Annotated in this window: 27 protein-coding genes and 2 tRNA genes; 11 read left to right on the top strand and 18 right to left on the bottom strand. The window is 72.0% G+C overall.

Going from position 1 to position 24,924, the window contains the following annotated elements; genetic code table 11:
- Window position 1: 1 nt before the first annotated feature.
- Complete coding sequence (locus tag ABZ478_RS28675) at window positions 2-1,405, bottom strand: glutamine synthetase family protein (RefSeq protein WP_359553671.1); 1,404 nt, start codon at window positions 1,403-1,405, stop codon at window positions 2-4.
- 72 nt (window positions 1,406-1,477) lie between these two features.
- On the bottom strand, window positions 1,478-2,287 hold the full coding sequence (locus ABZ478_RS28670; protein WP_359553670.1) for an SAM-dependent methyltransferase: 810 nt from the start codon (window positions 2,285-2,287) through the stop codon (window positions 1,478-1,480).
- 161 nt (window positions 2,288-2,448) lie between these two features.
- Between ABZ478_RS28670 and ABZ478_RS28665 the strand changes: the two genes are divergently transcribed.
- A complete protein-coding gene (locus tag ABZ478_RS28665) occupies window positions 2,449-3,318 on the top strand; it encodes a Cof-type HAD-IIB family hydrolase (RefSeq protein ID WP_359553668.1) in 870 nt (289 codons plus the stop codon).
- A gap of 1 nt (window position 3,319) precedes the next feature.
- Here ABZ478_RS28665 and ABZ478_RS28660 read toward each other — a convergent pair whose 3' ends face one another.
- From ABZ478_RS28660 to ABZ478_RS28640, 5 genes are all read right to left on the bottom strand, one after another.
- On the bottom strand, window positions 3,320-4,120 hold the full coding sequence (locus ABZ478_RS28660; RefSeq protein ID WP_359553666.1) for an SAM-dependent methyltransferase: 801 nt from the start codon (window positions 4,118-4,120) through the stop codon (window positions 3,320-3,322).
- A 65-nt stretch (window positions 4,121-4,185) separates the two neighbouring features.
- The gene (locus ABZ478_RS28655) at window positions 4,186-4,833 is read right to left on the bottom strand and encodes an endonuclease (RefSeq protein WP_359553665.1); all 648 of its coding nucleotides are present in this window, start codon (window positions 4,831-4,833) and stop codon (window positions 4,186-4,188) included.
- Between the two features lie 8 nt (window positions 4,834-4,841).
- A complete protein-coding gene (locus ABZ478_RS28650) occupies window positions 4,842-5,186 on the bottom strand; it encodes a DUF3140 domain-containing protein (protein WP_359553663.1) in 345 nt (114 codons plus the stop codon).
- A 73-nt stretch (window positions 5,187-5,259) separates the two neighbouring features.
- Complete coding sequence (locus ABZ478_RS28645; protein WP_359553661.1) at window positions 5,260-5,745, bottom strand: DNA starvation/stationary phase protection protein; 486 nt, start codon at window positions 5,743-5,745, stop codon at window positions 5,260-5,262.
- Between the two features lie 144 nt (window positions 5,746-5,889).
- Entirely contained in the window at window positions 5,890-6,687 is a 798-nt protein-coding gene (locus ABZ478_RS28640; protein WP_359553660.1) for a lysophospholipase, read from the bottom strand.
- A 156-nt stretch (window positions 6,688-6,843) separates the two neighbouring features.
- On the opposite strand from ABZ478_RS28640, the gene ABZ478_RS28635 reads away from it, so the two are divergent.
- Together ABZ478_RS28635 and ABZ478_RS28630 are read left to right on the top strand one after the other, a co-directional pair.
- Window positions 6,844-8,031, top strand: coding sequence for a thiolase family protein (locus ABZ478_RS28635; protein WP_359553658.1), 1,188 nt, complete (start codon window positions 6,844-6,846; stop codon window positions 8,029-8,031).
- A 148-nt stretch (window positions 8,032-8,179) separates the two neighbouring features.
- Complete coding sequence (locus tag ABZ478_RS28630) at window positions 8,180-8,953, top strand: sulfite exporter TauE/SafE family protein (protein ID WP_359553656.1); 774 nt, start codon at window positions 8,180-8,182, stop codon at window positions 8,951-8,953.
- Here ABZ478_RS28630 and ABZ478_RS28625 read toward each other — a convergent pair.
- Entirely contained in the window at window positions 8,939-9,721 is a 783-nt protein-coding gene (locus ABZ478_RS28625; RefSeq protein ID WP_359553654.1) for a TIGR01458 family HAD-type hydrolase, read from the bottom strand. The two genes, ABZ478_RS28630 and ABZ478_RS28625, sit on opposite strands and share 15 nt — an antisense overlap.
- A gap of 80 nt (window positions 9,722-9,801) precedes the next feature.
- On the opposite strand from ABZ478_RS28625, the gene ABZ478_RS28620 reads away from it, so the two are divergent.
- Window positions 9,802-10,578 (top strand): cobalt-precorrin-6A reductase, encoded by a 777-nt coding sequence (locus ABZ478_RS28620; RefSeq protein WP_359553653.1) that lies wholly within the window; start codon window positions 9,802-9,804, stop codon window positions 10,576-10,578.
- On the opposite strand, the gene cobF is transcribed toward ABZ478_RS28620, so the two are convergent.
- Both cobF and ABZ478_RS28610 read right to left on the bottom strand, forming a co-directional pair.
- Window positions 10,535-11,308: a precorrin-6A synthase (deacetylating) gene (cobF, locus tag ABZ478_RS28615; RefSeq protein WP_359553652.1), complete on the bottom strand. Its 774-nt coding sequence runs from the start codon at window positions 11,306-11,308 to the stop codon at window positions 10,535-10,537. The genes ABZ478_RS28620 and cobF overlap by 44 nt on opposite strands.
- 68 nt (window positions 11,309-11,376) lie before the next feature.
- Window positions 11,377-11,898: a DUF309 domain-containing protein gene (locus ABZ478_RS28610; protein ID WP_359553650.1), complete on the bottom strand. Its 522-nt coding sequence runs from the start codon at window positions 11,896-11,898 to the stop codon at window positions 11,377-11,379.
- 105 nt (window positions 11,899-12,003) lie between these two features.
- Here ABZ478_RS28610 and ABZ478_RS28605 point away from each other — a divergent pair.
- Window positions 12,004-12,080 (top strand) — tRNA-Pro (locus ABZ478_RS28605).
- A gap of 215 nt (window positions 12,081-12,295) precedes the next feature.
- Window positions 12,296-12,571, top strand: coding sequence for a hypothetical protein (locus tag ABZ478_RS28600; RefSeq protein ID WP_359553649.1), 276 nt, complete (start codon window positions 12,296-12,298; stop codon window positions 12,569-12,571).
- A gap of 55 nt (window positions 12,572-12,626) precedes the next feature.
- On the opposite strand, the gene ABZ478_RS28595 is transcribed toward ABZ478_RS28600, so the two are convergent.
- The 4 genes from ABZ478_RS28595 to ABZ478_RS28580 all read right to left on the bottom strand — a co-directional run bounded on the left by ABZ478_RS28595 (window position 12,627) and on the right by ABZ478_RS28580 (window position 17,375).
- On the bottom strand, window positions 12,627-14,024 hold the full coding sequence (locus ABZ478_RS28595; protein WP_359553647.1) for an amino acid permease: 1,398 nt from the start codon (window positions 14,022-14,024) through the stop codon (window positions 12,627-12,629).
- A gap of 164 nt (window positions 14,025-14,188) precedes the next feature.
- On the bottom strand, window positions 14,189-15,076 hold the full coding sequence (locus tag ABZ478_RS28590) for a carbohydrate ABC transporter permease (RefSeq protein WP_359553646.1): 888 nt from the start codon (window positions 15,074-15,076) through the stop codon (window positions 14,189-14,191).
- Window positions 15,073-16,053 carry a sugar ABC transporter permease gene (locus tag ABZ478_RS28585; RefSeq protein ID WP_359553645.1) on the bottom strand — a complete coding sequence of 327 codons (981 nt, stop codon included), beginning with the start codon at window positions 16,051-16,053 and terminating at the stop codon, window positions 15,073-15,075. The genes ABZ478_RS28590 and ABZ478_RS28585 overlap by 4 nt, the downstream gene beginning before the upstream one ends.
- Window positions 16,054-16,061: 8 nt before the next feature.
- Complete coding sequence (locus ABZ478_RS28580; protein WP_359553643.1) at window positions 16,062-17,375, bottom strand: ABC transporter substrate-binding protein; 1,314 nt, start codon at window positions 17,373-17,375, stop codon at window positions 16,062-16,064.
- A gap of 299 nt (window positions 17,376-17,674) precedes the next feature.
- On the opposite strand from ABZ478_RS28580, the gene ABZ478_RS28575 reads away from it, so the two are divergent.
- From ABZ478_RS28575 to ABZ478_RS28560, 4 genes are all read left to right on the top strand, one after another.
- On the top strand, window positions 17,675-18,700 hold the full coding sequence (locus ABZ478_RS28575; RefSeq protein ID WP_359553641.1) for a sugar ABC transporter substrate-binding protein: 1,026 nt from the start codon (window positions 17,675-17,677) through the stop codon (window positions 18,698-18,700).
- Entirely contained in the window at window positions 18,700-19,776 is a 1,077-nt protein-coding gene (locus ABZ478_RS28570; RefSeq protein WP_359553639.1) for an ABC transporter permease, read from the top strand. The genes ABZ478_RS28575 and ABZ478_RS28570 overlap by 1 nt, the downstream gene beginning before the upstream one ends.
- A gap of 8 nt (window positions 19,777-19,784) precedes the next feature.
- Window positions 19,785-20,699 (top strand): ATP-binding cassette domain-containing protein, encoded by a 915-nt coding sequence (locus ABZ478_RS28565; protein WP_359553637.1) that lies wholly within the window; start codon window positions 19,785-19,787, stop codon window positions 20,697-20,699.
- An 83-nt stretch (window positions 20,700-20,782) separates the two neighbouring features.
- Complete coding sequence (locus ABZ478_RS28560) at window positions 20,783-21,031, top strand: hypothetical protein (protein ID WP_359553727.1); 249 nt, start codon at window positions 20,783-20,785, stop codon at window positions 21,029-21,031.
- 43 nt (window positions 21,032-21,074) lie between these two features.
- Here the strand turns inward: ABZ478_RS28560 and ABZ478_RS28555 are convergent, their stop codons facing one another.
- From ABZ478_RS28555 to ABZ478_RS28545, 3 genes are all read right to left on the bottom strand, one after another.
- On the bottom strand, window positions 21,075-22,079 hold the full coding sequence (locus ABZ478_RS28555; protein ID WP_359553635.1) for a Gfo/Idh/MocA family oxidoreductase: 1,005 nt from the start codon (window positions 22,077-22,079) through the stop codon (window positions 21,075-21,077).
- Between the two features lie 79 nt (window positions 22,080-22,158).
- Complete coding sequence (locus ABZ478_RS28550; protein WP_359553634.1) at window positions 22,159-23,331, bottom strand: Gfo/Idh/MocA family oxidoreductase; 1,173 nt, start codon at window positions 23,329-23,331, stop codon at window positions 22,159-22,161.
- A 114-nt stretch (window positions 23,332-23,445) separates the two neighbouring features.
- Window positions 23,446-23,790 (bottom strand): cupin domain-containing protein, encoded by a 345-nt coding sequence (locus ABZ478_RS28545; RefSeq protein ID WP_359553633.1) that lies wholly within the window; start codon window positions 23,788-23,790, stop codon window positions 23,446-23,448.
- Between the two features lie 193 nt (window positions 23,791-23,983).
- On the opposite strand from ABZ478_RS28545, the gene ABZ478_RS28540 reads away from it, so the two are divergent.
- Window positions 23,984-24,057: transfer RNA gene (locus tag ABZ478_RS28540), tRNA-Pro, on the top strand.
- Between the two features lie 172 nt (window positions 24,058-24,229).
- Here the strand turns inward: ABZ478_RS28540 and ABZ478_RS28535 are convergent.
- Window positions 24,230-24,919, bottom strand: coding sequence for a GntR family transcriptional regulator (locus tag ABZ478_RS28535; protein WP_359553631.1), 690 nt, complete (start codon window positions 24,917-24,919; stop codon window positions 24,230-24,232).
- Between the last annotated feature and the right edge of the window lie 5 nt (window positions 24,920-24,924).

The raw sequence follows: 24,924 nt of genomic DNA, 5'->3' as shown, positions 1-24,924 counted from the left end.
GTCAGTACGTCCAGCGGTACGCCGCCGCGACCCGCGCGTCGTCCAGGCCGTCCACCGCCGCCGCCTCACCGAGCCGTACGGCGGTCACCGCGTCCGCCAGGACCGGGCCCAGCGCGGCTCGCAGCACTTCGTCGGCGCGGAACTCCCCGACGGCCCCCGACAGCGACCCCGGCAGGCGGCGTACGCCGAGAGCCGCGGCCTCGTCAGGGCCGTACCGGGCCGGATCCCCGGTGATCTCCTCCGGCAGCGTCCGGGACGCCGCCAGGCCGTCCAGCCCGGCGGCGATCACACAGCCGAACGCGAGATACGGGTTGGCGGCCAGGTCGACCGGCTTGACCTCCATGTTCGCCTCCTGGGCCCGGCGGCCCGTCGTGCCGGTGACCATCCGCAGCGCGGCCTCGCGGGTCTCCCGGCCCCACGCGGCGAACACCCCCGCCCACTGGGAGGGCCTGAGCCGCAGATAGCTGGCCGGGCTGGGCGCGGTCACCGCCGTCAGCGCGGGCAGGTGCGCGAGCACCCCGGCCGCGAACGACTCCGCCTCGGCCGTCATGCCGTACCGGCCGTCGCCGCCGGCGTGCAGGTTCGTCCCCTCGCGCCAGCACGACAGGTGCAGATGGCCGCCGTTGCCGACGCCCTCGGCGAGGACCGCGGGGGAGAAGGACACCCGCAGGCCGTGCCGCTCCGCCACCGCCCGGATCGTCTGGCGCACCAGGACGCTGCGGTCGGCGGCGGCCACCGGGTCCAGCGCGCCCACCGAGACCTCGAACTGCCCGGCCGCGTACTCGGGGTGGATCTGGTCGACGTCCACGCCCTGGGCCGCGAACGCCGCGTACAGGTCGGCCGTGCAGTCGCTCAGCCCGATCTGCCGGGCGGCGCCGTACGCCGGACCGGTCACCGCCGGGACGAACTCCCCGTCGGGCGTGTCATCGAGTCCGAAGGCCCACTCGACCTCGATGGCCGCCCGGAAGGCGAGGCCGTGCTCCTCGGCGGCCCGTGCGACGATCCGGCGCAGGAAGGTGCGGGAACAGCCGGGGTGGGGCTCGCCCTCCTGCGTGATCCGGTCCACGGGCGCCCAGGCCCAGCCGGGCTGCCCGGCCAGCACCACCAGCCGGTCGAGGTCGGGGTAGAGCCTGAGGTCGCCGTCCGGGGAGCCGAGTACGTCGGTGGTGACGATCGAGTCGTCGGCCAGGAACGTGTCGAAGACCGGCGACATGCCGACCCCCCAGGCCGCGGCCGCCTCCAGCCGGGCCGTCGGGATCGTCTTCACCCGGCCGACGCCCGCGGTGTCCACGTACGCGAGGACGATGCCGTGCACGCCCCGCGCGGTCAGCTCGGCGGTCAGCGCTGCGACCCGCTCCGGGTCGCCGGGCCGCCCGCCGGGCACCGGGTCGGCAAGGGTGGTCATACGTCCTCCTCGACGGGCTCGGCCCCGGCCGGGGGCGGCGGGGCCGGGCCCGGCTCCGGTCCGCGGGTCCGCTCAGGGTTTCACGGCCACCGCGCCGAACTGCGGTACCGCGGCGGCGTCGGGTTCGGCGCGCCACTGCGAGCACGGCACCAGGCCCGGTTCCACCGGCTCCAGACCGTCGAGGAACCCGGCGATATCCGCGCGGCCGCGCGCGACGATCGGCGGGGTGGCGTTGGCGTTCCAGAACTCCATCGCGGCGATGTTGCCCTCGCCGCCGACCTCGGCGTCGAAGGTGGGGTGGGTGAGCACCAGGAAGCTGCCGGAGGGCACCGCCGCCATGATCCGCCGCACGATGTCCCGCGCCTCGTCCACGTCCAGGACGAAGTTGAGGATGCCCAGCATCATCACCGCGACCGGCCGGTCCAGGTCCAGGGTCCCGGCCGCGCCGCGCACGATGGCCTCGGCGTCGTGCACATCGGCGTCGATGTAGTCGGTGACGCCCTCGGGGGAGCTGGTGAGCAGCGAGCGGGCGTGCACCAGGACGATCGGGTCGTTGTCGACGTACACGATCCGGGAGTCGGGCGCGACACGCTGCGCGATCTCGTGGGTGTTGTCCACCGTCGGCAGGCCCGTGCCCACGTCGAGGAACTGGCGCACCCCGCGCTCGGCGGCCAGGTGGCGCACCGCCCGGCCGAGGAAGTCCCGGTCCGCCCGGGCCACCGCCCGGATGACCGGGAACATCCCGGCGACGTGCTCGCCGACCCGCTGGTCGACCTCGTAGTTGTCCTTGCCGCCGATCCAGTAGTTCCAGACCCGCGCGTTGTGCGCCACGGAGGTGTTCAGCCTCGCCGGTCCGGCGGCCGGGGAATGCCCCTCGCTCACGTATCCGCCCCTCTCACGTGCGGTTGCCCGCCGTCATTGTGCCGCTCCTTGATCGCGCTGTCCCGGGAAACCCGGAGCGTGACGGGCCGGGCACCCTCCGGTGTCCCGCGGCGCATGAGGAACACTGGATCAGGTACCCCTCCCCGATCCGGAAGCAGGACATGCACGCCACGCCCGCGCCCCTCGCCGACGTCCCCGCACCCGTCACCGGCTCCGCCGGCATCCGGCTCGTCGTCACCGACATGGACGGCACACTGCTGGACGACGCCAAGCGCGTCCCCGACGGCCTGTGGCCGATGCTCGCCGAACTGCGCCGCCGCGGCGTGCTGTTCAGCCCGGCCAGCGGCCGCCAGTACGCCACGCTGGCCCGGGAGTTCGCGGACGTCGCCGAGGGGATGGTGTTCATCGCGGAGAACGGCACCTACGTCGTCCGCGACGGCGTGGAACTCAGCTCCGACCCGTTGGAGCCGGCCGTCGCGGCGGACGTCGCCCGTACGGTACGGCGGCTCGCCGCGGACGGCGTCGACGTGGGCGCCGTCGTCTGCGGCAAGCGGTCGGCGTACGTCGAGCGGTCCGACGAGGCGTTCCTCGCGGAGGTGCGCAAGTACTACGTCGAGCACCGCGTCGTCGAGGACGTCACCGCCGTCGAGGACGAGGTGATCAAGGTGGCGCTGTTCGACTTCGGCTCGGCCGAGCGCAGCACCGCCCCGGCCCTCGAGGCGTTCGCCGCCACCCACCAGGTCGTCGTGTCCGGGGAGCACTGGGTCGACGTCATGAACCGCACCGCCAACAAGGGCGCCGCCCTGCGCGGCCTCCAGCGCGAACTGGGCATCACACCGGCGCAGACGATGGTGTTCGGCGACTATCTCAACGACCTGGAGATGCTGGACGCCGCCGAGTGGTCCTTCGCCATGGCCAACGCCCACCCGGAGGTCGTCCGCAGGGCACGCCGGCTCGCCCCGGCCAACAACGACAACGGGGTGCTGCGGACCATCGCCGAGGTGATAGGGATACCGCTGCAGCGGGCCTGAGTCAGCGCTTCAGCCCGACCGCGCCGTACAGCGAGACCGGTGCGGCGCCGTCGGGCCCGTCCTCCGAGCGCCACCGGGCGACCGACTCGATCCCGGGCGGCAGCAGTTCGAGTCCCTCGAAGAACACTCCGACCTCGGCCCGCGAGCGGGCCACCAGGGTGACTCCGCCCGCCGCGTACGCGGCGATGCCCCGCCGGACGTTCTCCGGCTCGAAGTCGGCCGTCATCATCGACAGCACCAGGCAACTGCCCGGGGCCAGCGCGTCGACCAGCGTGCGGACCAGCTCGTGGGCGCCGTCCTCGTCGGCGACGAAGTGCAGCAGCGCGATCAGGGAGAGGGCGACGGGGCGGCCGAGGTCCAGTACGCGGGAGGCCTGTTCGAGAATGGCGCCCGGATCGCGGGCGTCGGCCTGGAGGTACTCGGTCACGCCCTGCGGGGTGCCGCGCAGCAGCGCGTGCGCGTGGGCCAGCACGATGGGGTCGTTGTCCACGTAGACGACGCGGGCGTCCGGCGCGACGGACTGGGCGATCTGGTGCAGATTGGGTTCGGTGGGTATGCCGGTGCCGATGTCCAGGAACTGGCGGATGCCCGAGTCCCCGGCCAGCGCTCGGGTGGCGCGGCGCATGAAGGCCCGGTTGGCGAGTGCCGCGCGCGGGGCGCCGCCGTCGATCGCCGCGATCTGCCGGCCGAGCTGTTCGTCGACGGGGTAGTTGTCCTTCCCGCCGAGGAACCAGTCGTAGACCCTGGCCGGATGCGGCCGGGTGGTGTCGATCGCCTGGGCGGCCGGCTCGGTCCCCGTCACGTGCTGCTCCTCCGCTCGACCGGACCCCCTCGGTCAGCCGGGGGACCTGGAGCAGTGTGACACGATCATGAGGCGCGGCGCAGACAGTCTTCGGCCACCTGTCCGTCCAGCGCCGCCCTCACCAACGCCGCGGCCAGTACGGCCGGTTCGGTGTCCCCGGCGAGCCGCGCCAGGCGGCCGGAGTCCTCCGGCAGGCCCAGCCGGCCGGCGCCGGACAGCGCCTTGGCGTCGAAGTACGGCGCGACATCCGGCCACACCCGCTGGGCCTCACGCAGGAAGATGTCGGCGCCGGCCGGCCCGATGCCCGGCTCCTCCTGAAGGAGCCGCCTGAGTTCGCCGGTGTCGTCGCCCGCCTCCTCGTGGAGCCGGCGCAGATCGCCGCCCCAGCGGTCGGTCAGCAGCTCCGCGCCGTCCCCGAGTTGCGTGGCCGTGCGCTCGTCGTAGCGCCGGTAGCCGCCGCGGCCCAGCGCGTCCACGCGCTGCTGCCAGTCCGCCCCGGCCATGCGCTTGGGGCTGTCGAGGCGGTCCTCGTGCAGCGCGCGGGCCGCGGCGACCGCGACCGAGGCCCTGATCCGCGCGCTCAGCAGGAGGGAGAGGACGAGCAGCCGGTACAGCGGCTGCGGGGTGTCCTTCAGCCGGATGTCCGCTTCTTCGGCGTACGTCCGCCCGTACCCGGCCACCAGCTCTCGCACCATCCGTTCGTCGCGGTTCACGTCGCGTCCTACGGCTTGAGCGGGTCGTGCCCCAGCGTCATCAGCCGGTGCCGGCGGCGGGTGTCCTCCGGAGTGCGCTCCGGCTCGGGCTCGTTCTCCATGTCCACCAGGTCACCGACGGTGTCGACGACCCGGTGCATCACCTGGACGTCGTCATCGGTCAGGTCGGTGCGCCGCTTCTGCAGGATGGCGAGGACGTGCTGCCCTGTCGGCGAGCCCGCCTGGTCGGGCAGCGGCTCCACATCCTCGTCGGCGTCCCGGACCCTGAGCCAGGAGGCGAGTTCCGCCGAGGTCATGTTCACCACGCGGTGGAAGTCCTCCCACAGCGCGTCGATCTCGAGTGCGTCCGCCATGGACTTCCCCTTCCGTTGCGGGGGCCGGCCCACCCGCTTCGGGCCGGCCGTCGTGCGTCGGGCCGGTGCCGGCTCACTTCTCGTCGCGGGGCCAGTTCTCGGCCTCGAACATCCAGCGCTGCTTCTCCAGGTCGGCCGTGATGGCGATCAGCAGGTCCTGGCTGACCGGGTCCGGCTCGTCGGTGGCGGCGATGCGCTCCCGCAGCCGGCCGATCACCGACTCGAGGGCCGACACCATCAGCTCCACCACCTCGGTGTCACGCAGCCAGCCCTCCTTGGTCCTGGGCAGGGCGAGGGCCGCGGCGACGGTCTCGGGCCGCCCGTCCGGCGCCACGCCGAGGGCGGCGGCGCGCTCCGCGACCGTGTCGGAGTGGGCGCGGGCCGTGTCGACCACCTCGTCGAGCTGGAGGTGGATCGAGCGGAACCGCGGGCCGACGATGTTCCAGTGGGCCTGCTTGCCGATCAGCGACAGACCCAGCAGGTCCACGAGGGTGTCCTGCAAGGCGGTACCGGTGATCTTGAGCGCCTCGTCGGACAGCGTGCTCTTCACCACGGTCATGGCGCTGTTCTCCCCTTCTGTCGTCTTCATTCGTGACGTGCCGGTTCATGGCGTTCCGTACGGCTTGATGCCGTGACATCCGGCTTCGTGGCGTCACGTCCGACGATGCGGGTGCCCGGCGGGTGCCGGGGCAAACGTGCCTGATCAGCGGGGGAGTACCCGGTCCAGGAAGCGGATGAGCTCGGCGAGGACCTCCGCCCGGTTCGTCTCGTTGAAGACCTCGTGCCGTGCTCCGGCGAAGGTCCGTTCGGTCAGCCGTCCGCCGCTGAGCCGCTCCACGCCGACCCGGCTGCCCGGCAGCGGCACCAGCCGGTCGTCGTCCCCGTGCAGCCACAGCACCGGCAGCGCCCCGACGTCCCCGCCCTCGTCGACGGCGTCGAGGGTGCGGACGAACGCCTCCAGCGTCGGCCGCTTCATCGGGCCGTGCCAGACCAGCGGGTCGGCGGCGTACGCGGCGCCCACCGCGGGGTCGCGGGAGAGCGCGGCGGGGCTGATCGGGGTGTCCGGGATCTCGTCCAGGGCGAGCAGCCGCCCGGGCAGCTCCCAGGCGCCGATCACCGGCCCGGACAGCACCAGTGCGCTCAGCTCGGACCCGTACCGCTGGGCGTACCGGGCGGCGATCAGGCCGCCCATGGAGTGGCCGACCATGACCAGCGGCAGCCCGGGATGCGCGGCGCGGGCCAGTCCGGCCACCCGGTGCACGTCCGTGACCACGTCCTCGAAGTCCTCGATCACCACCCGCTCACCCGTCGACCGCCCGTGCCCGACGTGATCTGGGCCGTACACCGCCGCCCCGTCTCCCGTCAGCGCGTCGGCCAGTTCGTCGTACCGGCGGACGTGCTCGCCGTACCCGTGCACCACGACGGCCAGGTACCGCGGCTCCGGGTGCGGCCACTCGGTCACGGTGATGCCACCGAGGTCGTGCTCGCGGACGTCGGTCATGTCTCCTCCAGCCGGTTCGGCGCGGGTCAGGGGAGGATCTTCCCAGGGGGCGGGCGGTCGGGCTATAGTCCAAAACTAGCAGTGCTAATTAAGGGTGCTGCCGAACGGACCCCGGTCCGTGCTGATCCACAACGTCGTCGGTCAGGAGCCCCAGCCGTGCGTCCCGTCCACTTCGCGGCCGCCCGCCGCACCCCCATCGGCAAGCTGCGCGGTGCCCTCTCCACGGTGCGGCCCGACGACCTCGCGGCCACCGTGATCCGCCGTCTGGTGGCCGACCTGCCCGCGCTGGACCCGGCCCGTATCGACGACGTCTACTGGGGCGCCGCCAACCAGGCGGGCGAGGACAACCGCAACGTCGCCCGGATGGCCGCGCTGCTCGCGGGCCTGCCCGAGTCCGTGCCCGGCGCCACCGTCAACCGGCTGTGCGCCTCCGGCCTCGAGGCCGTCACCGCCGCCGCCCGCACCATCGCCGCCGGCGAGGCCGACATCGTGCTCGCGGGCGGCTCCGAGTCCATGAGCCGCGCCCCCTTCGTGCTGCCCCGCCCCGACGAGGCCCTGCCGCACCGCATCGAGACCCACGACACCCGGCTGGGCTGGCGCCTGGTCAATCCCGCCATGAAGGACCTGCACGGCCTGCTGGCCATGGGCGAGACGGCCGAGGAGGTCGCCGAGCGGTACGGCGTCTCCCGCGCCCGCCAGGACGAGTTCGCCCTGCGCAGCCACCAACTGGCCGCAGCCGCCCGGAAGAACGGCCACTTCGACGACGAACTCCTGCCCGTGGAGCGCCCCGACGGCATCACCGTCGGCCAGGACGAGTGCGTCCGAGAGGACACCTCGCTGGAGAAGCTGTCCCGCCTGAAGCCGGTGTTCCGCGCGGGCGGCACGGTCACGGCGGGCAACGCCTCCCCGATGAACGACGGCGCCGCCGGACTGCTGCTGGTCAGCGAGGAGGCACTGAACGAGCTGGGCCTGGAGTCCCTCGGCCGGTACGTCGCCGGTGCCTCCGCGGGCGTCCATCCCGACGTGATGGGCATCGGCCCGGTCCCCGCCACCCGCAAGGCGCTGGCCCGGGCCGGCTGGACCATCGGCGACCTGGGGGAGGCCGAGTTCAACGAGGCGTTCGCCGCCCAGGCCCTCGCCTGCGTCGACGAACTGGGCATCGACCCCGACCTGGTGAACCCCACCGGCGGCGCGATCGCCCTCGGCCACCCACTCGGCTGCTCCGGCGCCCGTATCCTCACCACCCTGCTGCACCGGATGCGGCGCACGGGCGCCGGGCGGGGGCTCGCGACCATGTGCGTGGGCGTGGGACAGGGCAGCGCCGTGCTGGTCGAGAGGGGCTAGCAGGGCTTCGGCGGGGAAACGGCGCTCCCCGGCAAGGGGATCGGACCGAGGGGCCCGGTCCAAGGAGCACCTCGGCCGGTCCACGTACCCGCGCCGCGTGGAAAACGGTCCGACGCGCCGGACGCGTGCACGTAGCATCAGTCGCCGTATGAACACGATGACGCTCTGGCACATATCCGGCTGGGGGTTCGCCGCCCTCGCCCTCGCGGCCCTGCTGGTGGGCTTCTCCAAGACCGCCGTCAGCGGGGCCAACACGGTCAGCCTCGCGGTCTTCGCCGCGGTCCTGCCCGCCCGCGCCTCCACCGGAGTGCTGCTGCCCGTCCTGATCGCCGGTGACGTGCTCGCCGTGCTCACCTACCGGCGGCACGCCCACTGGCCCACGCTGTGGCGGCTGTTCCCGGCCGTCGCGGCCGGCGTGGTGGCCGGCACCGTGTTCCTGCTGTGGGCCGACGACGCGGTGGTACGGACCTCGATCGGCGCGATCCTGCTCCTGATGGCCGGCGTCACACTGTGGCGGCGGCGCCGGGCCGGGGCGGAGGCCGAGCCGGACGAGGTCACCACCCGGGCCGGCCGGATCAAGGCGCGCTCGTACGGCGTTCTCGGCGGATTCACCACGATGGTCGCGAACGCGGGCGGCCCGGTGATGTCGATGTATCTCCTTTCCGCGGGCTTCCGCAAGCTCGGCTTCCTCGGCACGTCGGCCTTCTTCTTCCTCATCGTGAACGTGTCCAAGGTGCCCTTCAGCGCCGGACTCGGCCTGATCGACGGCCGTTCCCTGCTCCTCGACGCCGCGCTCGTGGCGTTCGTCGTGCCCGGCGCGTTGATCGGCAAGTGGGCTGTGAACAGGATCAACCAACGGCTCTTCGAACAACTGGTGATCGCCGCGACGATCGTCGGCGGTGTGCAGCTACTGCTGCGCTAGGCCGAGCAGCGCCGGGACGTCCGCGAAGGAGTCCACGACGTGGTCGGGAGTGCCGCTCGCGTTCTCATGCGTCTCCGGCCGGTACTTCCCCGTCCGCACCAGGACACCGGTGAGCCCGGCCCGCTGCGCCGCGAGGACGTCCGACTCGATGTCGTCCCCCACCATCAGCGCCTGGTCCGCACCCGCGCCGAGCCGGGACAGCGCGGCCTCGAAGAACGCCCGGGACGGCTTGCCCGTGACCTCCGCCTCCACACGCGCCGCCCGCTCGAGACCGAGCAGGAAGGCACCGGAGTCCAGTTGCAGCCCGGAGTCGGTCCGCCAGTACAGATTGCGGTGCATGGCGACCAGTCGCGCCCCGCGCTGCAACTGCCCGAAGGCCCGGTTCAGCGCCGCGTAGTCGAACTCCGGCCCCGCACCCCCCAGCACGACCACGTCCGCACCGTCGTCCACCACGGTGATGTCCCCCAGGTCCGCCCCCACGTCCCCGCTGTTGAGGAGGGCGCAGCGGGCGCCCGGGTAGTGCTCGGCGAGATGGACGGCCGTGGCGGCGGGCGCGGTCAGCACGTCCTCCACGTCCACCTCGAAGCCGGCCCCCGACAGCGTCCGGGCGATCGACGCCCGCGAACGCGACGTCGTGTTGGTCACCAGGACCACACCGAGACCGGCCCCGCGGATCCGCGCCAGCGCCTCCACCGCACCCGGCAGCGGCTTCCAGGAGACGGTGAGGACACCGTCGATGTCGATCAGGACGGCACGCACGGATTCCATGGCCCGACGGTAGCCGCCCGCGCGGACCGTGGCCGTCCGCGCCGCGGTCCGGTCCGAGCGGTCTCGGTACGCTCACCCCCATGTCCCCGCACGTCCTGATCCTCGGCGGCACCACCGAGGCCCGCCGTCTCGCCGCGGAACTCGCCGCACGCCCCGGTGTCCGGGTCACCACCTCGCTGGCCGGCCGGGTCGCCCGTCCGGCGCCGGTGCCGGGCGAGGTGCGGATCGGTGGTTTCGGCGGGCCGGAGGGCCTCGCCGAATGGCTGCGGGCGCACCGGGTGGACGTCCTGGTCGACGCCACCCACCCCTTCGCCGATACGATCACGGCCAACGCGGCCCGCGCGGCCGCGGCCACCGGGGTCCATGCCCTGGTGCTGCGCCGCCCCGGCTGGCGGTCGCGGCCCGGTGACGACTGGCACTTCGTCCGCTCGCTGGACGCGGCCGCCGAGGCGCTGCCCCGTCTGGGCCGACGGGTGTTCCTCAGCACCGGCCGCCTGGGGCTCGCCGCCTTCCGGCACCTGACGGACCTGACCTTCGTCGTCCGGTCGGTGGATCCGCCCGAGCCGCCGCTGCCCCCGGACACCCGGGTGGTCCTCGCCCGCGGGCCGTTCACGGTGACCGACGAGACCCGCCTGCTGCGCACCCACCGGATCGACGTCCTGGTCACCAAGGACAGCGGAGGCGAGGCCACGGCCGCGAAACTGACGGCCGCACGGGACCTGGGACTGCCCGTGATCGTCGTACGCCGTCCCGAACCCCCGGCCGGCGCCACGGTGGTGTCCGACGTGGCCGGAGTACTGGAGCGGCTGGGCCTCAGCTCTCCCCGGGATTCCGGCGCAGCAGATACGTGTCCATGATCCAGCCCTTGCGCTCCCGGGCCTCGGCACGCACCCGTTCGATGCGGGGTCCTGCCTCGGCGAGCGGGCCGGAGACGAGGATCTCGTCCGGGGTGCCTATGTACGCGCCCCAGTAGATGTCGATGTCCTGCTCCGCGTACCGCCGGAAGGCCTGGTGCGCGTCCAGCATCACCACGACGTCGTCCACCCCGTCCGGGAAACCCTCGGCCAGCCGCCGCCCGGTGGTGATCTGCACGGGCCGGGCCACCCGGTTCAGCCCCGTGCGGTGCCGGGCCACCAGGGAGGAGACGCTGCTGATGCCGGGCACCACGTCGTACTCGAACTCCACCGCGCCCCGCTCCAGCACCTCCTGGAGGATGCCGAGTGTGCTGTCGTACAGCGACGGGTCCCCCCACACCAGGAACGCGCCGGTGCCGTCCTCGCCCAGCTCCTCGGTGATCAGCCGCTCGTAGATGCCCGCGCGCGCTACGCGCCAGTCCTCCACGGCCGGGGAGTACGCGGTCCCGCCCGCCGTACGGTCCCGCTCCGGGTCACGCGCCGTCACCACCCGGAACCCGCCCTCGGGCAGATGCGCGTCGAGCATGTCCCGGCGGAGCCGGGTGAGGTCGCTCTTCACCTCGCCCTTGTCGAGCAGGAAGAACACGTCCGTGCCCCGCAGCGCCTTGACCGCCTGAAGGGTCAGCTGGTCGGGGTCGCCCGCACCGATACCGATGACATGAATCTTTCGCACGCCCAGAGTCTGCCGTATGCCACCGACAGTGATCCCACCGCCTCCGCGGCGGCCCCGGGGGGAGGCGGTCAGGAGACCAGCCGCGGCGCCTCGGCCGCCGCCTCCACGGGCCCCGGCCCCCGCTCCACCCGCCCGGCCAGCTCCCGTGCCCACACGGCGAGCCCGGCCAGGTCGATCCCGTAGGGCCGGTCCTCGCCCCGCGCGACCTCCCACTCCTCGACCGCGCCCGCACCGCGCCGCAGCAGCCGCGCCCCGCCGGTGACGTTGCCCCGGGCCGCGTGCGTGAGCCCCACGGCGAGCTGGGCGAGACCGCGCCACAGCGTGCGCTCGTCCTCGGGCCCCGACTTCCAGGCGTCCTCGAACACCTCGTGGGCGTGGAAGGGCCGGCCCGCGTCCAGCAGCGCCTGCGCCTCGGCGACCGTCTCCCGGGCGGTCCGTACGACCCCCTCCGGCTGGCGTTCGACCCCGTCGGCCCCGTACGGCAGCGGCCGCCCCAGGCCGTCCCGGGGCCGGGCGTTGCGCGCCCGCCCGTCCGGGTCCCGGTCCCGGCCGCCCGCCGGACCTCCCGCTGCCGTGTCCGCGTCTGTCATACGGCCCATTGTCCCGGTCCCGTTCCGGGGCGTCTTCGGCGCACCCCCGCACGTGGGGTAAAGTGCTGTTCGCGCGATCACGCGGGTCACCGCGAGTGAGCGCATCGGGACGTGGCGCAGCTTGGTAGCGCACTTGACTGGGGGTCAAGGGGTCGCAGGTTCAAATCCTGTCGTCCCGACCATGCTTTACGCAGGTCGGAGGCCGTTCTCTCACTGGTGGGAGGGCGGCCTTCCGTGCGTCCGGCGGGTGGGCCCCCGGCTGCACAGGACGGGCGGGGGCGGGGATGCGACGCTGGAGTGAGGGGCTCGCGAGCCTGCCGGGCGGCCCTCAACCGGCTGCCGGTCGGGCCGAGTTCCTTCCGTCCCGCGTGAACGTCCCGGAGAGCAGGTGGTTCCCATGCGCAGTCCGACCCGTGCGGCCGGTGTCCTCACCGCACTGGCCCTCACCCTCGGCGGTGCGGTCCTCACCGCACCCGCGGCCCGGGCGGACATCCCCGCCTGCGCGCAGATGGCCGCACAGGCCGGTGCCACCGCCTCCGACTCCGTGACAGCGGCCTGCGGCCGCGGCGTGGTCGGAGACCTGCAGAGCTGTGTGGCCGGGCTGACCGAGGCCGGAGTGGCGGGCGGCGCCGCGAACGGCGCCTGCCGGGCGGCGGCCCACGAACCTCGTTAGCGGGCCGCGCGCGGCAGCGGGGCGCCCCGGACGGCCGCGGACGCCGGAGCCCCGGTCAGGCAGTCCGCTGCCGCCGGGCCGCCATCACCGCGTACACGATGATTCCCGCGAACAGGAACAGCACGCCCTGGTACACCGCCGCGTAGCCGGCGCCCGCGACGAGCCAGATCGAGAAGGCGGCCGCCACCGCGGTGACCACGGCGTCCCGGACCAGCCGCGCCCGGTCGACCGACTCGCGCTGGCCGGACACCAGGTGGAACACCTGGGCGGCGGTGGCCAGCAGGTAGGGCACGGTCGCGGTGAAGGTGGTGACGAGCACCAGCATGTCGAAGACCTTCGCCGAGCCCGCCGTGTAGTTGTACACGGTGAGCAGCGAGGCGAGGACCACGGTGACACCGACGCCGACGGTCGGTACGCCCCGGCGGCGGCGCGCGAAGGCGGCCGGGAACAGGCCGTCCCGGGCCGCGGCGTACGGGGTCTGGGCGCTCAGCAGCGTCCAGCCGTTGAGGCAGCCGGTCATCGAGACCAGGGCGGCGAGGGCCACGGCCCAGCCGCCCCAGCTTCCGCCGAACATGGCGTTCACGGCGTCCGAGAACGGCGCGGTGGACGTCACCAGACGGCCGTGCCCGACCGTGCCGAAGACCGACAGGGTGCCCAGCAGGTACACCACGGCGGCGCCGGCGGTGCCGATGACGGTGGCGCGCCCCACGTTGCGGCGGGCGTCCCTGACCTCGCCCGCGCTGACGGCGGCGGACTCGACCCCGAGGTAGGAGAAGAGCAGCAGGGCGGCGCACGCGGACACCGCGCCGATGGCGCCGCCGCCGGTGGCGTTGAACGGCCCGAGCTTCGCCGGGTCGAAGAAGAACAGCCCGCCGACCGCGACGAGCAGCAGCGGGACGAACTTCAGCACCGTGGAGACGAGCTGTACGGCGCCCACGTAGCGGGTGCCGGCGAAGTTGGCGAGCGCGGGCAGCCACTGCAGCACCAGGGCGGCCAGGCAGGCGCTCCAGCGATGGCCGGCCACCGGGACCAGCACGTCGAGGTAGCCGACGGCGGCCACGGCGAGCGCCGCGTTCGACACCCAGGTGGTGATCCAGTACGCCCAGGCGGCGAGGAAGCCGGCGAAGTCGCCGAATGCCTCGCGGGCGTAGACGTAGGGGCCGCCGGTGCGCGGGTCGCGCCGGGCGAGCCGGCCGAAGACCAGGGCGAGCGCGATGGCGCCCACCGTCAGGACGGCGAAGGCGACCAGGCTGACGGTGCCGTAGGGGGCGACGGAGGCGGGGAGCAGGAAGATGCCCCCGCCGATGATGTTGCCCATGACCAGGGCGGTGGCTACGGGCAGTCCGAAGCGGCGGGCGTGCCGTCCGGTGTCGCCGTTCGGGTCCTCGGCGGGAACGGGGTGGGTTCCCGAGGGCGCCGGAGCCGGCCGCTCGGCGGTCCCGGTGACGTGCATGGGTGGGTGTACCTCTCATCGAACGGGTGTTCCCGGGATCGCCGGGACCTGGCCATGGTCGGGGATGCCCCGACCTGGCGCAAAATCGCCGGTTATTCTCCCGTTGGACCCGTTCGATGACGAAAAAACTGCTCGGATGAGGCCTTCGTGCCGCGAGACGTCCGTCAGCCCTTGCTGGAGCCCAGGGTCAGGCCGCTGACGAACTGGCGCTGCAGCGCGAAGTAGACGATCAGGGTCGGGATCGCGGTGAGCAGGGCGCCGGCGGCGACCAGGTTGGGGTCGGTGAAGTACTGGCCGGACAGGTTGTTCAGGGCCGAGGTGATCGGCATGTTCTCACCTGTGGAGATCAGTACCAGGGCCCAGAAGAAGTCGTTGTAGATCCAGATCGACAGCAGGGTCGCCAGGGCCGCCATCGCCGGCTTGCACAGCGGCAGCGTGATCTGCCAGTACAGCCGCCACACCGAGGCGCCGTCGACCAGCGCGGCCTCGGTCAGCTCGTGCGGCAGCGAGCGCATGTAGTTGCTCAGCACGAACGCGCAGAAGCCGGACTGGAACGCCACGTGGATGAGGACGAGGCCGAGCGCGGAGTCGTACAGTTTGCCGCTCGCGGTGATGCCGGGCAGATCCGTCAGCAGGTACATCCGGTACAGCGGCGTGATGATGACCTGCTGCGGGAGCAGGTTGCCCGCCGTGAAGACCAGCAGCAGCGCCAGGTTGACCCGGAAGTCGAAACGGCTGACATAGAAGGCGACGCACGAGGACAGGAACAGCGTCAGCAGCACGGCCGGTACGGCGATGACCAGCGTGTTGACGAAGTAGTGCGTCATGTCCGACTGCTGGTACGCGTGGGTGAAGTTGTCCAGGCCGAGCTTGTCCGGCCAGGACACGTACCCCTTGGCGCTGGTCTCGCTGTAGGGGCGCAGGGCCGAGAAGACCGCCCACAGCAGGGGCGCGAGCCACGCCAGGGCCGTGGCCGCGAGGAAGACGTGCAGCAGGACCCGGGCCGGGCGCACGGGGGCGCGCCGCCTGAGTGCGGCGGTGGGGGCGCTCACGATCGCCGCTCCTTCCGGAAGGTGGCCACCAGGTACGGGACGATCACCGCGAGGGAGATCACCAGGAGGACCACCGCGATGGCGGAGCCGTAACCGATACGGCTGGACTCGCCGATGATGTTGTTGGTCACCAGGATGGACAGCAGCTCGGTGCCCTGTGCGCCCTTGTTGAAGACGAAGACCAGGTCGAAGGCGCGCAGTGCCTCGATGATGGTGACGACGAGGACGACCGTGTTGGTCGGGCGCAGGGTCGGGAAGACCACGTGCCGGAACGACTGCCATTCATTGGCCCCGTCCAGCGCGGACGCCTCCCGCAGGGACGGGTCGACGCTCTTCAGGCCGGCCAGGTAAAGGATCATCATGTAGCCGGTGTGCCGCCAGGACGCGGCGACGAGCACCGCCCACAGGTTGAGATCGGGGTCCCCGATCCAGTCGATGTAGTGGCCGGGCTCGTTGGCCCCGACGATGCTGTTGATCAGGCCGGTGTCCGGGTTGTAGACGAGCTGCCAGACGAACCCGATGCAGGCCATCGAGATGACGACCGGCAGGAAGAACGCGGTCTGGTAGACCCGGCTGAACCGGATCCGCTTGTCCAGCTGCACGGCGAGGAACAGCCCGAACGGCGTCGGGACGAGGATCAGGGCCGCGAACCAGATGACGTTGTGCTGGACGGCGGGCCAGAACTGCGGGTTGTCGTCGAAGAGTTGCTTGAAGTTCTCCAGCCCCACCCACTGGATGGAATCGAACCCGATGCCGTCCCAGGTGGTGAAGGCGAGGAGGATCGAGGCGAGGGCGGTGACCCAGACCAGGGCCACGTGCAGGACCGTGGGGACGCCCGCCATGAGGGCGAGCGTGATCCGGTCGCGGCGGGTCAGCAGGCGCCGGTGACCCCGTGCGGCCCGTGTCGTACCGGACGCGGCGCCCGGAGGCGGCACGGCGGCCGCCTCCGGAGTCTTGGTCGTCGTGTCGGTCGTCATCGGGGCGCTCACGAGGACGTGAAGATGGTCTTCTTCTGGCGCTCGATCGACGACAGCAGTGCGTCCACGCCCTTGGGGTTCTGGATGAACTTCTGCAGCGCGGGCTGCATCACCGTGGAGGTGAAGTCCGGCCGGCTGTCGCGGTCCATGAACTGGGTGAGACTCTTGGCGCCGCTGATCATCGTGTACGCCTTCTTCTGCAGCGCGGTGTACGAGGAGGTGTCCGCCTTGCTGGAGGCGGCCACCACGCTGGAGTCGGCCTTGAGGTAGACCGCCTCGGCCTCCGGGGTGCCGAGGTACTCCAGCAGCTTCACCACGCCAGCGTGGTTCTTCGGGGCCTTGCTGACCATGAAGCCGTCGGTGGGCGCCTCGACGGTGTCCTGGCCGTAGGCGGGGTTCATCTCCGGGAAGGCGAAGAAGTCGAGGTCGTCGAGGTCGGCCTTGTCCGTGAACTGCTGTCCCACGAACGAGCCCAGGAGGTACATGCCCGCCTTCTTGGCCACCAGGGTCTGCGCGGCGTCCTGCCAGGTACGGCCCATGGCGCCGTCCTGGTGGTAGGGGAGCAGCTCGCTCCAGTGGTCGAAGACCGACTTCACCTTCGAGTCGGTCCAGGAGGCCTTGCCGGCCATCAGCTCGACATGGAAGTCGTAGCCGTTGAGCCGGAAGTTGATCTGGTCGAAGGTGCCCATCGCCGGCCAGGCGTCCTTGTCGCCGAAGGCGATCGGGACCAGACCGTCCTTCTTCATCCGCTTGCACAGGGCGATCAACTGGTCCCAGGTGGTGGGGACTTCGTAGCCGTGCTGCTGGAAGACGCTTCTGCGGTAGAAGAGCGCCCACGGGTACGTGTACAGCGGCACGAAGTAGTACTTGCCGTCCTCGCCCTTGCTGAGCTTCTTCATGGCCTCGGGGAAGTTGCCCTCGATCTTCGCCCACACGTCGTCGATCGGCGTCGCCAGCTTCTTCGCCGCGAAGAACTGCATGCGGTAGCCGGCGAACCAGTTGAACACGTCGTCCGGGGTGCCCTGGAGGTAGGAGTTGATCTGCTCCTGGAAGGTGTTGTGGTCCTTGGTGTTCACGTCGACCGTGATGCCCGACCGCTTCTTGAACGTCGCGTAGATCTCCGCGAACGCCTTCTTCGGCACGGCGTCGGAGGCGTTGGAGCCGAGGGTGACGGTCTTCGGGTCGGCGGCGGAACCGCTGCCGCCGCACGCGGACAGCAGAGGTATGCCCGCACCGGCGAGGAGCGCGGCACCGCCCGCTCCGCGGAGCAGCGTTCGACGGCTGGTCCCGGGGAGGGAAAGACCGGAGGGGGAGAGGCGCATGGCGGCTCCTGAGGATTGCGGGGTCCGGCCAAGGGGATGAGTCGATCACCGAAAGGTCCTCGAAACCGATCAGAAACCAACTCGACCGAACAGCGTGGGCGTAATAACAGCCCCAGGTGCGCCGAGCGTCAATAGGTCCCGCTCACGTCGGCCGGTCTCTTGCCCGAAACGTAATCGCCGTGGCACGGCTTTTTGAAATGATGTCTTGACAAAGGATTGACAGCGGGCTCGGCGGCGGGTTGGATCGCGTGCCAACGCAACAGCGTCCTTACCCCGTAGCACAGTGAGGTGCACGAACAATGGACCGCTCTGCTCACTTCCGCTCCCGTCGGCCGGCCCTCGTCGCGGCCGTGGCCGTGGCCGCCGCGACAGCCCTCACCCTGGCCGGCTGTTCCAGCGGGTCCGGCGGGAAGAAAGCCGAGGAGGGCGATGCGAACGCCTCCGCGGGCAAGGCGAACACCCCCCGGATGACCGTCGCCCTGGTCACCCACCAGTCGGCGGGCGACACCTTCTGGGACATCGTCCGCAAGGGCGCCGAGGCGGCCGCCGCCAAGGACAACATCAAGCTGGTCTACTCCAACGAGCCCAACGCCGGGCAGCAGGCCGGGCTCGTCCAGAACGCCGTCGACCAGAAGGTCGACGGCATCGCCGTCACCCTGGCGAAGCCGGACGCGATGAAGGACGTCGTCGGCAAGGCCAAGGCGGCCGGCATACCCGTCGTGGGCCTGAACTCGGGGCTCAGCGACTGGAAGAGGCTCGGCCTGCTGCAGTTCTTCGGACAGGACGAGACGGTCGCCGGCGAGGCGTTCGGCAAGAAGCTGAACGAGGTCGGGGCCAAGAAGGCCGTGTGCGTCATCCAGGAGCAGGGCAACATCGGCCTCACCCAGCGCTGCGACGGCGTCAAGAAGACCTTCACCGGCACGACCGAGACGCTGTACGTGAACGGCGCCGACATGCCGTCCGTGAAGTCGACGATCACGGCCAAGCTGAAGCAGGACAAGGCGATCGACTACGTGGTCACGCTGGGCGCCCCCTTCGCGCTGACCGCCGTGCAGTCGGTGGACGACGCGGGCAGCAAGGCCCGGATCGCCACCTTCGACCTGAACAAGGCCCTGACCGGCGCCGTCAAGAAGGGCACCATCCAGTTCGCCGTGGACCAGCAGCCCTATCTCCAGGGTTACTTGGCGATCGACTCCCTGTGGCTGTACAAGAACAACGGCAACTACAGCGGCGGTGGCGAGCAGCCGGTGCTGACCGGACCCGCCTTCGTCGACAGGTCCAACGTCGACAAGGTCGCCGAGTTCGCCGCCAAGGGCACCCGCTGATGAGCGTGACCCGGCCCGCCGGGCCGGCGGCGGGCACACCGCCGGCACCCGGCCCCGGGGCCGCCGACGGCCGCACCGCACGGCGTCCGCTGCCGCTGCGGGTGCTGGCCCGCCCGGAGGTGGGCGTCCTCCTCGGCGCCCTGGCCGTACTGGTCTTCTTCCTGATCGCGGCGCCCTCGGTCCGCCAGGGCGGCTCGATGGCCACGGTCCTCTACCAGTCCTCGACGATCGGCATCATGGCGCTCCCGGTGGCCCTGCTGATGATCGGCGGCGAGTTCGACCTGTCCTCGGGCGTCGCCGTGATCACCTCCGCGCTCACCGCGAGCATGCTCAGCTACCAGCTGACGATGAACGTGTGGACCGGAATCGTCGTCGCCCTCGCCCTGTCCCTGGGCGTCGGGGCCTTCAACGGCTGGATGGTGATCAGAACGGGGCTGCCGAGCTTCCTGGTCACCCTCGGCACCTTCCTGATCCTCCAGGGCGTCAACCTCGCCGTCACCAAACTGGTCACCGACAACGTCGCCACCGACGACATCAGCGACATGGACGGCTTCGGCCAGGCCAAGCGGATCTTCGCCTCGTCCGTCGGCATCGGCGGCGTCCAGGTGAAGATCACCGTCTTCTACTGGCTCGCCTTCGCCGCCCTCGCCACCTGGATGCTGCTGCGCACCAAGTACGGCAACTGGGTCTTCGCCGTCGGCGGCAGCCGGGAGAGCGCCCGCGCCGTCGGCGTCCCGGTCACCTTCACCAAGATCACCCTGTTCATGCTGGTCGGCCTCGGCGCCTGGTTCACCGGCATGCACAACCTGTTCTCCTTCAACACCGTGCAGTCCGGCGAGGGCGTCGGCCAGGAGCTGATCTACATCTCCGCCGCGGTCATCGGCGGCTGTCTGCTCACCGGCGGCCACGGTTCGGCGATCGGCCCCGTCTTCGGCGCCTTCATGTTCGGCATGGTGAACCAGGGCATCGTCTTCGCCGGCTGGAACCCCGACTGGTTCAAGGCCTTCCTCGGCGCGATGCTGCTCGGCGCCGTGCTGATCAATCTGTGGGTCCAGCGCACGGCAACCCGGAGGTGACACCCTCTATGACCACGAACGGAACCGGAACCCACGGCACGGCCCGGAAGGGCACCGCGACCGCCGCGGACGGCCCGGTCGTCGAGCTGCGCGGCGCGGGAAAGTCCTACGGCAACGTCCGCGCCCTGCACGGCGTCGACCTCGAGGTGCGCGCGGGCCGGGTGACCTGCGTCCTCGGTGACAACGGCGCCGGAAAGTCCACCCTCATCAAGATCATCTCCGGGTTGCACCGGCACACCGAGGGCGAGTTCCTGGTGGACGGCCGGCCGGTGCGCCTCGGCACCCCGCGCGAAGCCCTCCACCTCGGCATCGCCGCCGTCTACCAGGACCTCGCCACCGTCCCCCTCATGCCGGTGTGGCGGAACTTCTTCCTCGGCTCCGAGCTGACCCGGGGGCCCTGGCCGGTCCGGCGTCTGGACATCGCCCGCATGAAGGCGACCTGCGACCGGGAACTGCGCAACATGGGCATCGTCCTTGACGACCTGGAGCAGCCCATCGGCACCCTGTCCGGCGGCCAGCGCCAGTGCGTGGCCATCGCCCGGGCCGTCCACTTCGGCGCCCGCGTGCTGATCTTGGACGAGCCCACGGCGGCCCTCGGCGTCAAACAGTCGGGTGTGGTCCTGAAGTACATCGCCGCCGCCCGCGACCGCGGCCTCGGCGTCATCTTCATCACGCACAACCCGCACCACGCCTACATGGTCGGCGACCACTTCAGCGTGCTGCGCCTCGGCACCCTCGAACTCAGCGCCGGACGCGCCGGGATCACCCTCGAAGAGCTGACCAACCACATGGCGGGCGGTGCCGAACTCGCCGCACTCAAGCACGAACTGGCCCAGGTGCGCGGCGTGGACGTCGAGGGGCTGCCGGAGGCGGAGGACCTCACCGCCCCGACGGCCGGCTCCCCGGAGGAGGAGACCGGCTGACGGCACCGGCACACGGAACCGGAGAACGGTCCCGTACGTTCCCAGGGGTGTACCGGTCCGTACGAGCGCACGGGGAGACCGAGTTGACGAACGAGGCGCACGAACCGAACACGTCGATCGAGGCGTATGAGCCGAACGAGGGCGACGAGCGGCGGACGGTGGAACGGGAGCCGGCGCCGGACACGGCCGTGACCGCGCGCCGTGCCCGGTTCGGCACGCTCCCGGAACGGGTCCGGCCCGAGGACACGGTGGAGACCCGGCCCGCCCTGCCGAGGGACCCGGCTCGCGACGCCTACGACCCCGACGAATGGCTGGTCCGCTACTGCCTCTGAGCCGCGGGCGGATCGCCGGCGAGCGCGAGCGGACACGGCGCCGTCAGCCGGCCCGCACCTCCGCGACCGTCACCGGGCGGTGCTCGCGCAGGGACAGGGTGCACGCCTCGGCGATCCACCCCGCCTCCAGGGCGTCCTCGACCGTGCAGGGGGAGGGGCGGGCCCCGGCCACCACCTCGGTGAACGCGGCGAGTTCGGCGCGGTAGGCGGCGGCGAAGCGGTCCATGAAGAAGTCGTGCGGGACGCCGGACGGGAAGGTCGCTCCGGGTTCGGCCGAGCGCAGCGGCAGCTTCTCCTCCAGGCCGACCGCGAGGGAGTCCTCGAAGCCGAGCAGCTCCATACGGACGTCGTAACCGCGAGCGTTGTGACGGGAGTTGGAGATCACCGCCAGTGTGCCGTCGTCCAGGGTGAGGATGGCGGCGGCGGTGTCCGCGTCGCCCGCCTCCCTGATGTGACCGGCGCCCCGGTTGCCGCCGGCCGCGTACACCTCGGTGATCTCGCGGCCGGTGACCCAGCGGATGACGTCGAAGTCGTGGACGGAGCAGTCCCGGAAGATGCCACCGGAGGCGGCGATGTACGCGGCGGGCGGCGGCGCGGGGTCCAGGGTCGTGCAGCGGACCGAGTGCAGCTTGCCCAGCTCACCGCCGCGCACCGCGGCCCGTGCGGCCGTGAAACCCGCGTCGAACCGGCGGTTGAAGCCGATCTGCACCGGCACCTGGCCACCCCGGACGGCCTTGAGCACCTCCAGGCCCTCCGCCATGGTGCGGGCGACCGGCTTCTCGCAGAAGACCGGTACGCCGGCCTCCACCCCGGCCCGGATCAGCGCCGGATGGGCGTCCGTCGCCGCCGCGACGACCAGACCGTCCACCCCGGCCGCGAGCAGCGCCTCCGGCGAGTGCGCGATCCGGGCGCCGAACCGCTCGGCGGCGGCCTTCGCCGCGTCGGCGAACGGGTCGGCGACGACGAGCGATTCGACGGCGTCCAGCCCCGCGAGGGTCTCGGCGTGGAAGGCGCCGATGCGGCCGAGGCCGAGGATTCCGATGCGCATGAGGGGGCAGCTCCTTGGGTGCGGTGGTGCGAGGGGGACGTGCCGGTCGGGGCCGCCCCGGTGAGTTCCGGTCCCTGTCTCAGCCGATCACCGGCCCGGGCGGCAGGTCGACCCACGTCCGGCTCGCCGCGGACCGCACCATGGCGTCCAGCACCGCGGCAGCGCGCGCCGCGTCCGTCAGGGTGGTGCCGTACGGCCGGCCCTCGACGATGGAGCGCAGGAAGCGGTACGCCTCGATGACCTTCAGGTCGTCGTAGCCCATCGCGTTGGCGGCGCCCGGCTGGAACGCGGCGAACTCGCCCGCGTCCGGGCCGACGTACACCGTGCTCACCGGCTGGTCCTGGTACGTCGTGCCGCGGCTCACCGCCAGCTCGTTCATCCTGCGGAAGTCCCACAGGACCGCGCCCCGCGTGCCGTGCACCTCGAAGCCGTAGTTGTTCTGCTCGCCGACCGAGACCCGGCAGGCCTCCAGCACCGCGCGGGCGCCGGAGGCGAACCGCAGCAGACAGCCGACGTAGTCCTCGTTCTCGACCGGCCCGGGCTCACCGCCGAGGGCCCGCGCGTGTCCGGCGGTGGCGCCCGCCGGACGCGCCCGCTCGGGCACGAACACGGCCGTGTCGGCGATGAGAGAGGTGATGTCGCCGAGCAGGAAGCGGGCCAGGTCCGCGCCGTGCGAGGCCAGGTCGCCGAGCACCCCGCTGCCGCCGCGAGCACGTTCGTAGCGCCAGGTCAGGGCTCCGTCGGGATGGGCCGCGTAGTCACTGAACAGTCGGATGCGGGCATGGGTGACCGTGCCGATCTCCCCGCCGGCGATCAGGTCGCGGGCGGCCTCGACGGCGGGCGCGTTGCGGTAGTTGAAGCCGACCGTTCCCTGGACTCCGGCCGCCGCGACCGCGTCGGCGACGGCATGGGCGTCCGCACCGGTCAGCCCCACCGGCTTCTCGATCCACAGATGCTTGCCCGCCTCGGCCATCGCCACCCCGATCTCCCGGTGCAGGAAGTTCGGCACGGTGACGCTCACGGCCCGCACCCGCGGGTCGGCGGCCACCTCACGCCAGTCGCGGGTGGCGCGGGCGAACCCGAACCGCTCGGCGGCCTCCTCGGCCCGGCCCGGCACCTCCTCGGCGACCGTCGACAGCTCTGGGCGCAGCGGCAGTTGCGGATAGTGGTGCCCGACACGGGCGTACGCCCGGGTGTGCACCCGGCCCATCCAGCCGAAACCGACGACGGCGACACCGAGCGCATCCACCATGACAGCACCTCTGCTCATGCCTGGACCGGTTCAACCCCTGTCCAGGTCACCTTTGTGCGGACATGGCGGGCGTGTCAATCCGGACGCGGCCGGCCGGCCCCCGCACGGCGTCCCTCACAGATTGATCGCGTAGGCCTTGCGCAGCGTCTCGTGCACCGTCCACGTCGTACGGTCGCCCGCGCGCAGCACGGCCAGGTCGCCGGGTCCCACCCGCAGCGTGGCGCCGCCCTCGACGTCGATGGTCGCGGACCCGCTGATCACCACGAACAACTCGTCCGCCTCGGTGTCGGTGACCACGCCCGGCGTGATCTGCCAGACCCCGCGGATCTGCCGGCCGTCCGCCGACTCCCACACCACCTTGCCCGTCACCTCCGGGTTCCCGGAGACGATCTGCTCCGGGTCGAGCGGCTCGGGTTCAAGTTCGGCGTCGGGGATGTGGAGAGCGAAGCTGTGCGTCATGCGGCGACCCTAACCAGCGGGGCCGCCGCGCGACCGTCGACAGTGTGTGCGGCATCGGCCCCGGCGGACGGACACTTCGTCGCGCCGTCCGCGGCCGTCACCGCCCCGTGAGCGCTGACGGCGGTGAGGGTACCCGCCCGGGTGCGGTAGGGTTGACCTGCGTGATCACGCGGCAGGGCCGCGTGGGAGGCAACGGGACGTGGCGCAGCTTGGTAGCGCACTTGACTGGGGGTCAAGGGGTCGCAGGTTCAAATCCTGTCGTCCCGACTTGTGAGCACGCAGGTCAGGGGCCGTGTCGGAGGGATCCGATACGGCCCCTTGATCATTTTTCGGGCCTTGCGGCTCTGGACGGCAGGCGTCGCGGTGTCGACGGCCGGGTCACGCACCGACGCGTCGCCCCTGCCGATCCCCTCGGCCTCTCCCTCGCGTCCCGGCGCAATCAGTCCCCGGCCGCCGCCCACAGGCCGCGGACATGGCCGAGGTGCCGGGTCATGACCTCGCGCACGGTCTGCTCGTCCCGTTCCAGCAGTGCGTCCAGCAGTTCGAGGTGTTCCTCGGCGGAGGCGAGCAGCCGGCCCGCCTCGACCAGGGACGTCAGGCCGTAGAGCCGGGAGCGGCCGCGCAGGCCGGCGACCACCTCCACCAGGTGGGCGTTTCCGGCCAGGGCGAGCAGGCCGAGGTGGAAACGGTTGTCCGCCTCCACGTAGGCGATCAGATCCCCGGCCGCGGCCGCGGCGACGATCTCCCGGGCCGCCGGGCGGAGCGCCTCCAGGGAGACCCGGTCGGCCGTACGGGCCAGGTCCACCACGGTGGGGGTCTCGATCAGCGCGCGGATGTGCGTGTACTCGTCGAGCTGACGCTCGGAGACCGCGGTGACCCGGAAGCCCTTGTTCGGCACCGTGTCGACCAGGCCCTCCTTGGCCAGGTCCAGCATGGCCTCGCGCACCGGCGTCGCCGACACCCCGAAGCGGGCCGCCAGCGACGGCGCCGAGTAGACCTGCCCCGGCCGCAGTTCGCCCGCGATCAGCGCGGCCCGCAGCGCGTCGGCCACCCGCTCGCGGTAGCTGCTCCGCCTGCCGCCCAGGCGGGGGAGCGCGGGTGCGTCCGCGTCCTGCGGTCTCGGTGCCATGTCAC

Source organism: Streptomyces sp. NPDC005706 (genome assembly GCF_040631045.1).
In the GTDB taxonomy this organism is placed as follows: Bacteria; Actinomycetota; Actinomycetes; order Streptomycetales; family Streptomycetaceae; genus Streptomyces.
The sequence above is the reverse complement of the archived record's forward strand: the minus strand, read 5'-3'. Positions and strand labels throughout refer to the sequence as shown.

Excerpts from the sequence above, each read along its gene's own strand:
- ABZ478_RS28675 (WP_359553671.1), bottom strand. The coding sequence starts at position 1,405 with ATGACCACCCTTGCCGACCCGGTGCCCGGCGGGCGGCCCGGCGACCCG.
- ABZ478_RS28665 (WP_359553668.1), top strand. The coding sequence starts at position 2,449 with ATGCACGCCACGCCCGCGCCCCTCGCCGACGTCCCCGCACCCGTCACC.
- ABZ478_RS28650 (WP_359553663.1), bottom strand. The coding sequence starts at position 5,186 with ATGGCGGACGCACTCGAGATCGACGCGCTGTGGGAGGACTTCCACCGC.
- ABZ478_RS28645 (WP_359553661.1), bottom strand. The coding sequence starts at position 5,745 with ATGACCGTGGTGAAGAGCACGCTGTCCGACGAGGCGCTCAAGATCACC.
- ABZ478_RS28640 (WP_359553660.1), bottom strand. The coding sequence starts at position 6,687 with ATGACCGACGTCCGCGAGCACGACCTCGGTGGCATCACCGTGACCGAG.
- ABZ478_RS28630 (WP_359553656.1), top strand. The coding sequence starts at position 8,180 with ATGAACACGATGACGCTCTGGCACATATCCGGCTGGGGGTTCGCCGCC.
- ABZ478_RS28625 (WP_359553654.1), bottom strand. The coding sequence starts at position 9,721 with ATGGAATCCGTGCGTGCCGTCCTGATCGACATCGACGGTGTCCTCACC.
- ABZ478_RS28620 (WP_359553653.1), top strand. The coding sequence starts at position 9,802 with ATGTCCCCGCACGTCCTGATCCTCGGCGGCACCACCGAGGCCCGCCGT.
- ABZ478_RS28610 (WP_359553650.1), bottom strand. The coding sequence starts at position 11,898 with ATGACAGACGCGGACACGGCAGCGGGAGGTCCGGCGGGCGGCCGGGAC.
- ABZ478_RS28600 (WP_359553649.1), top strand. The coding sequence starts at position 12,296 with ATGCGCAGTCCGACCCGTGCGGCCGGTGTCCTCACCGCACTGGCCCTC.
- ABZ478_RS28595 (WP_359553647.1), bottom strand. The coding sequence starts at position 14,024 with ATGCACGTCACCGGGACCGCCGAGCGGCCGGCTCCGGCGCCCTCGGGA.
- ABZ478_RS28585 (WP_359553645.1), bottom strand. The coding sequence starts at position 16,053 with ATGACGACCGACACGACGACCAAGACTCCGGAGGCGGCCGCCGTGCCG.
- ABZ478_RS28580 (WP_359553643.1), bottom strand. The coding sequence starts at position 17,375 with ATGCGCCTCTCCCCCTCCGGTCTTTCCCTCCCCGGGACCAGCCGTCGA.
- ABZ478_RS28575 (WP_359553641.1), top strand. The coding sequence starts at position 17,675 with ATGGACCGCTCTGCTCACTTCCGCTCCCGTCGGCCGGCCCTCGTCGCG.
- ABZ478_RS28570 (WP_359553639.1), top strand. The coding sequence starts at position 18,700 with ATGAGCGTGACCCGGCCCGCCGGGCCGGCGGCGGGCACACCGCCGGCA.
- ABZ478_RS28565 (WP_359553637.1), top strand. The coding sequence starts at position 19,785 with ATGACCACGAACGGAACCGGAACCCACGGCACGGCCCGGAAGGGCACC.
- ABZ478_RS28555 (WP_359553635.1), bottom strand. The coding sequence starts at position 22,079 with ATGCGCATCGGAATCCTCGGCCTCGGCCGCATCGGCGCCTTCCACGCC.
- ABZ478_RS28550 (WP_359553634.1), bottom strand. The coding sequence starts at position 23,331 with ATGGTGGATGCGCTCGGTGTCGCCGTCGTCGGTTTCGGCTGGATGGGC.
- ABZ478_RS28545 (WP_359553633.1), bottom strand. The coding sequence starts at position 23,790 with ATGACGCACAGCTTCGCTCTCCACATCCCCGACGCCGAACTTGAACCC.
- ABZ478_RS28535 (WP_359553631.1), bottom strand. The coding sequence starts at position 24,919 with ATGGCACCGAGACCGCAGGACGCGGACGCACCCGCGCTCCCCCGCCTG.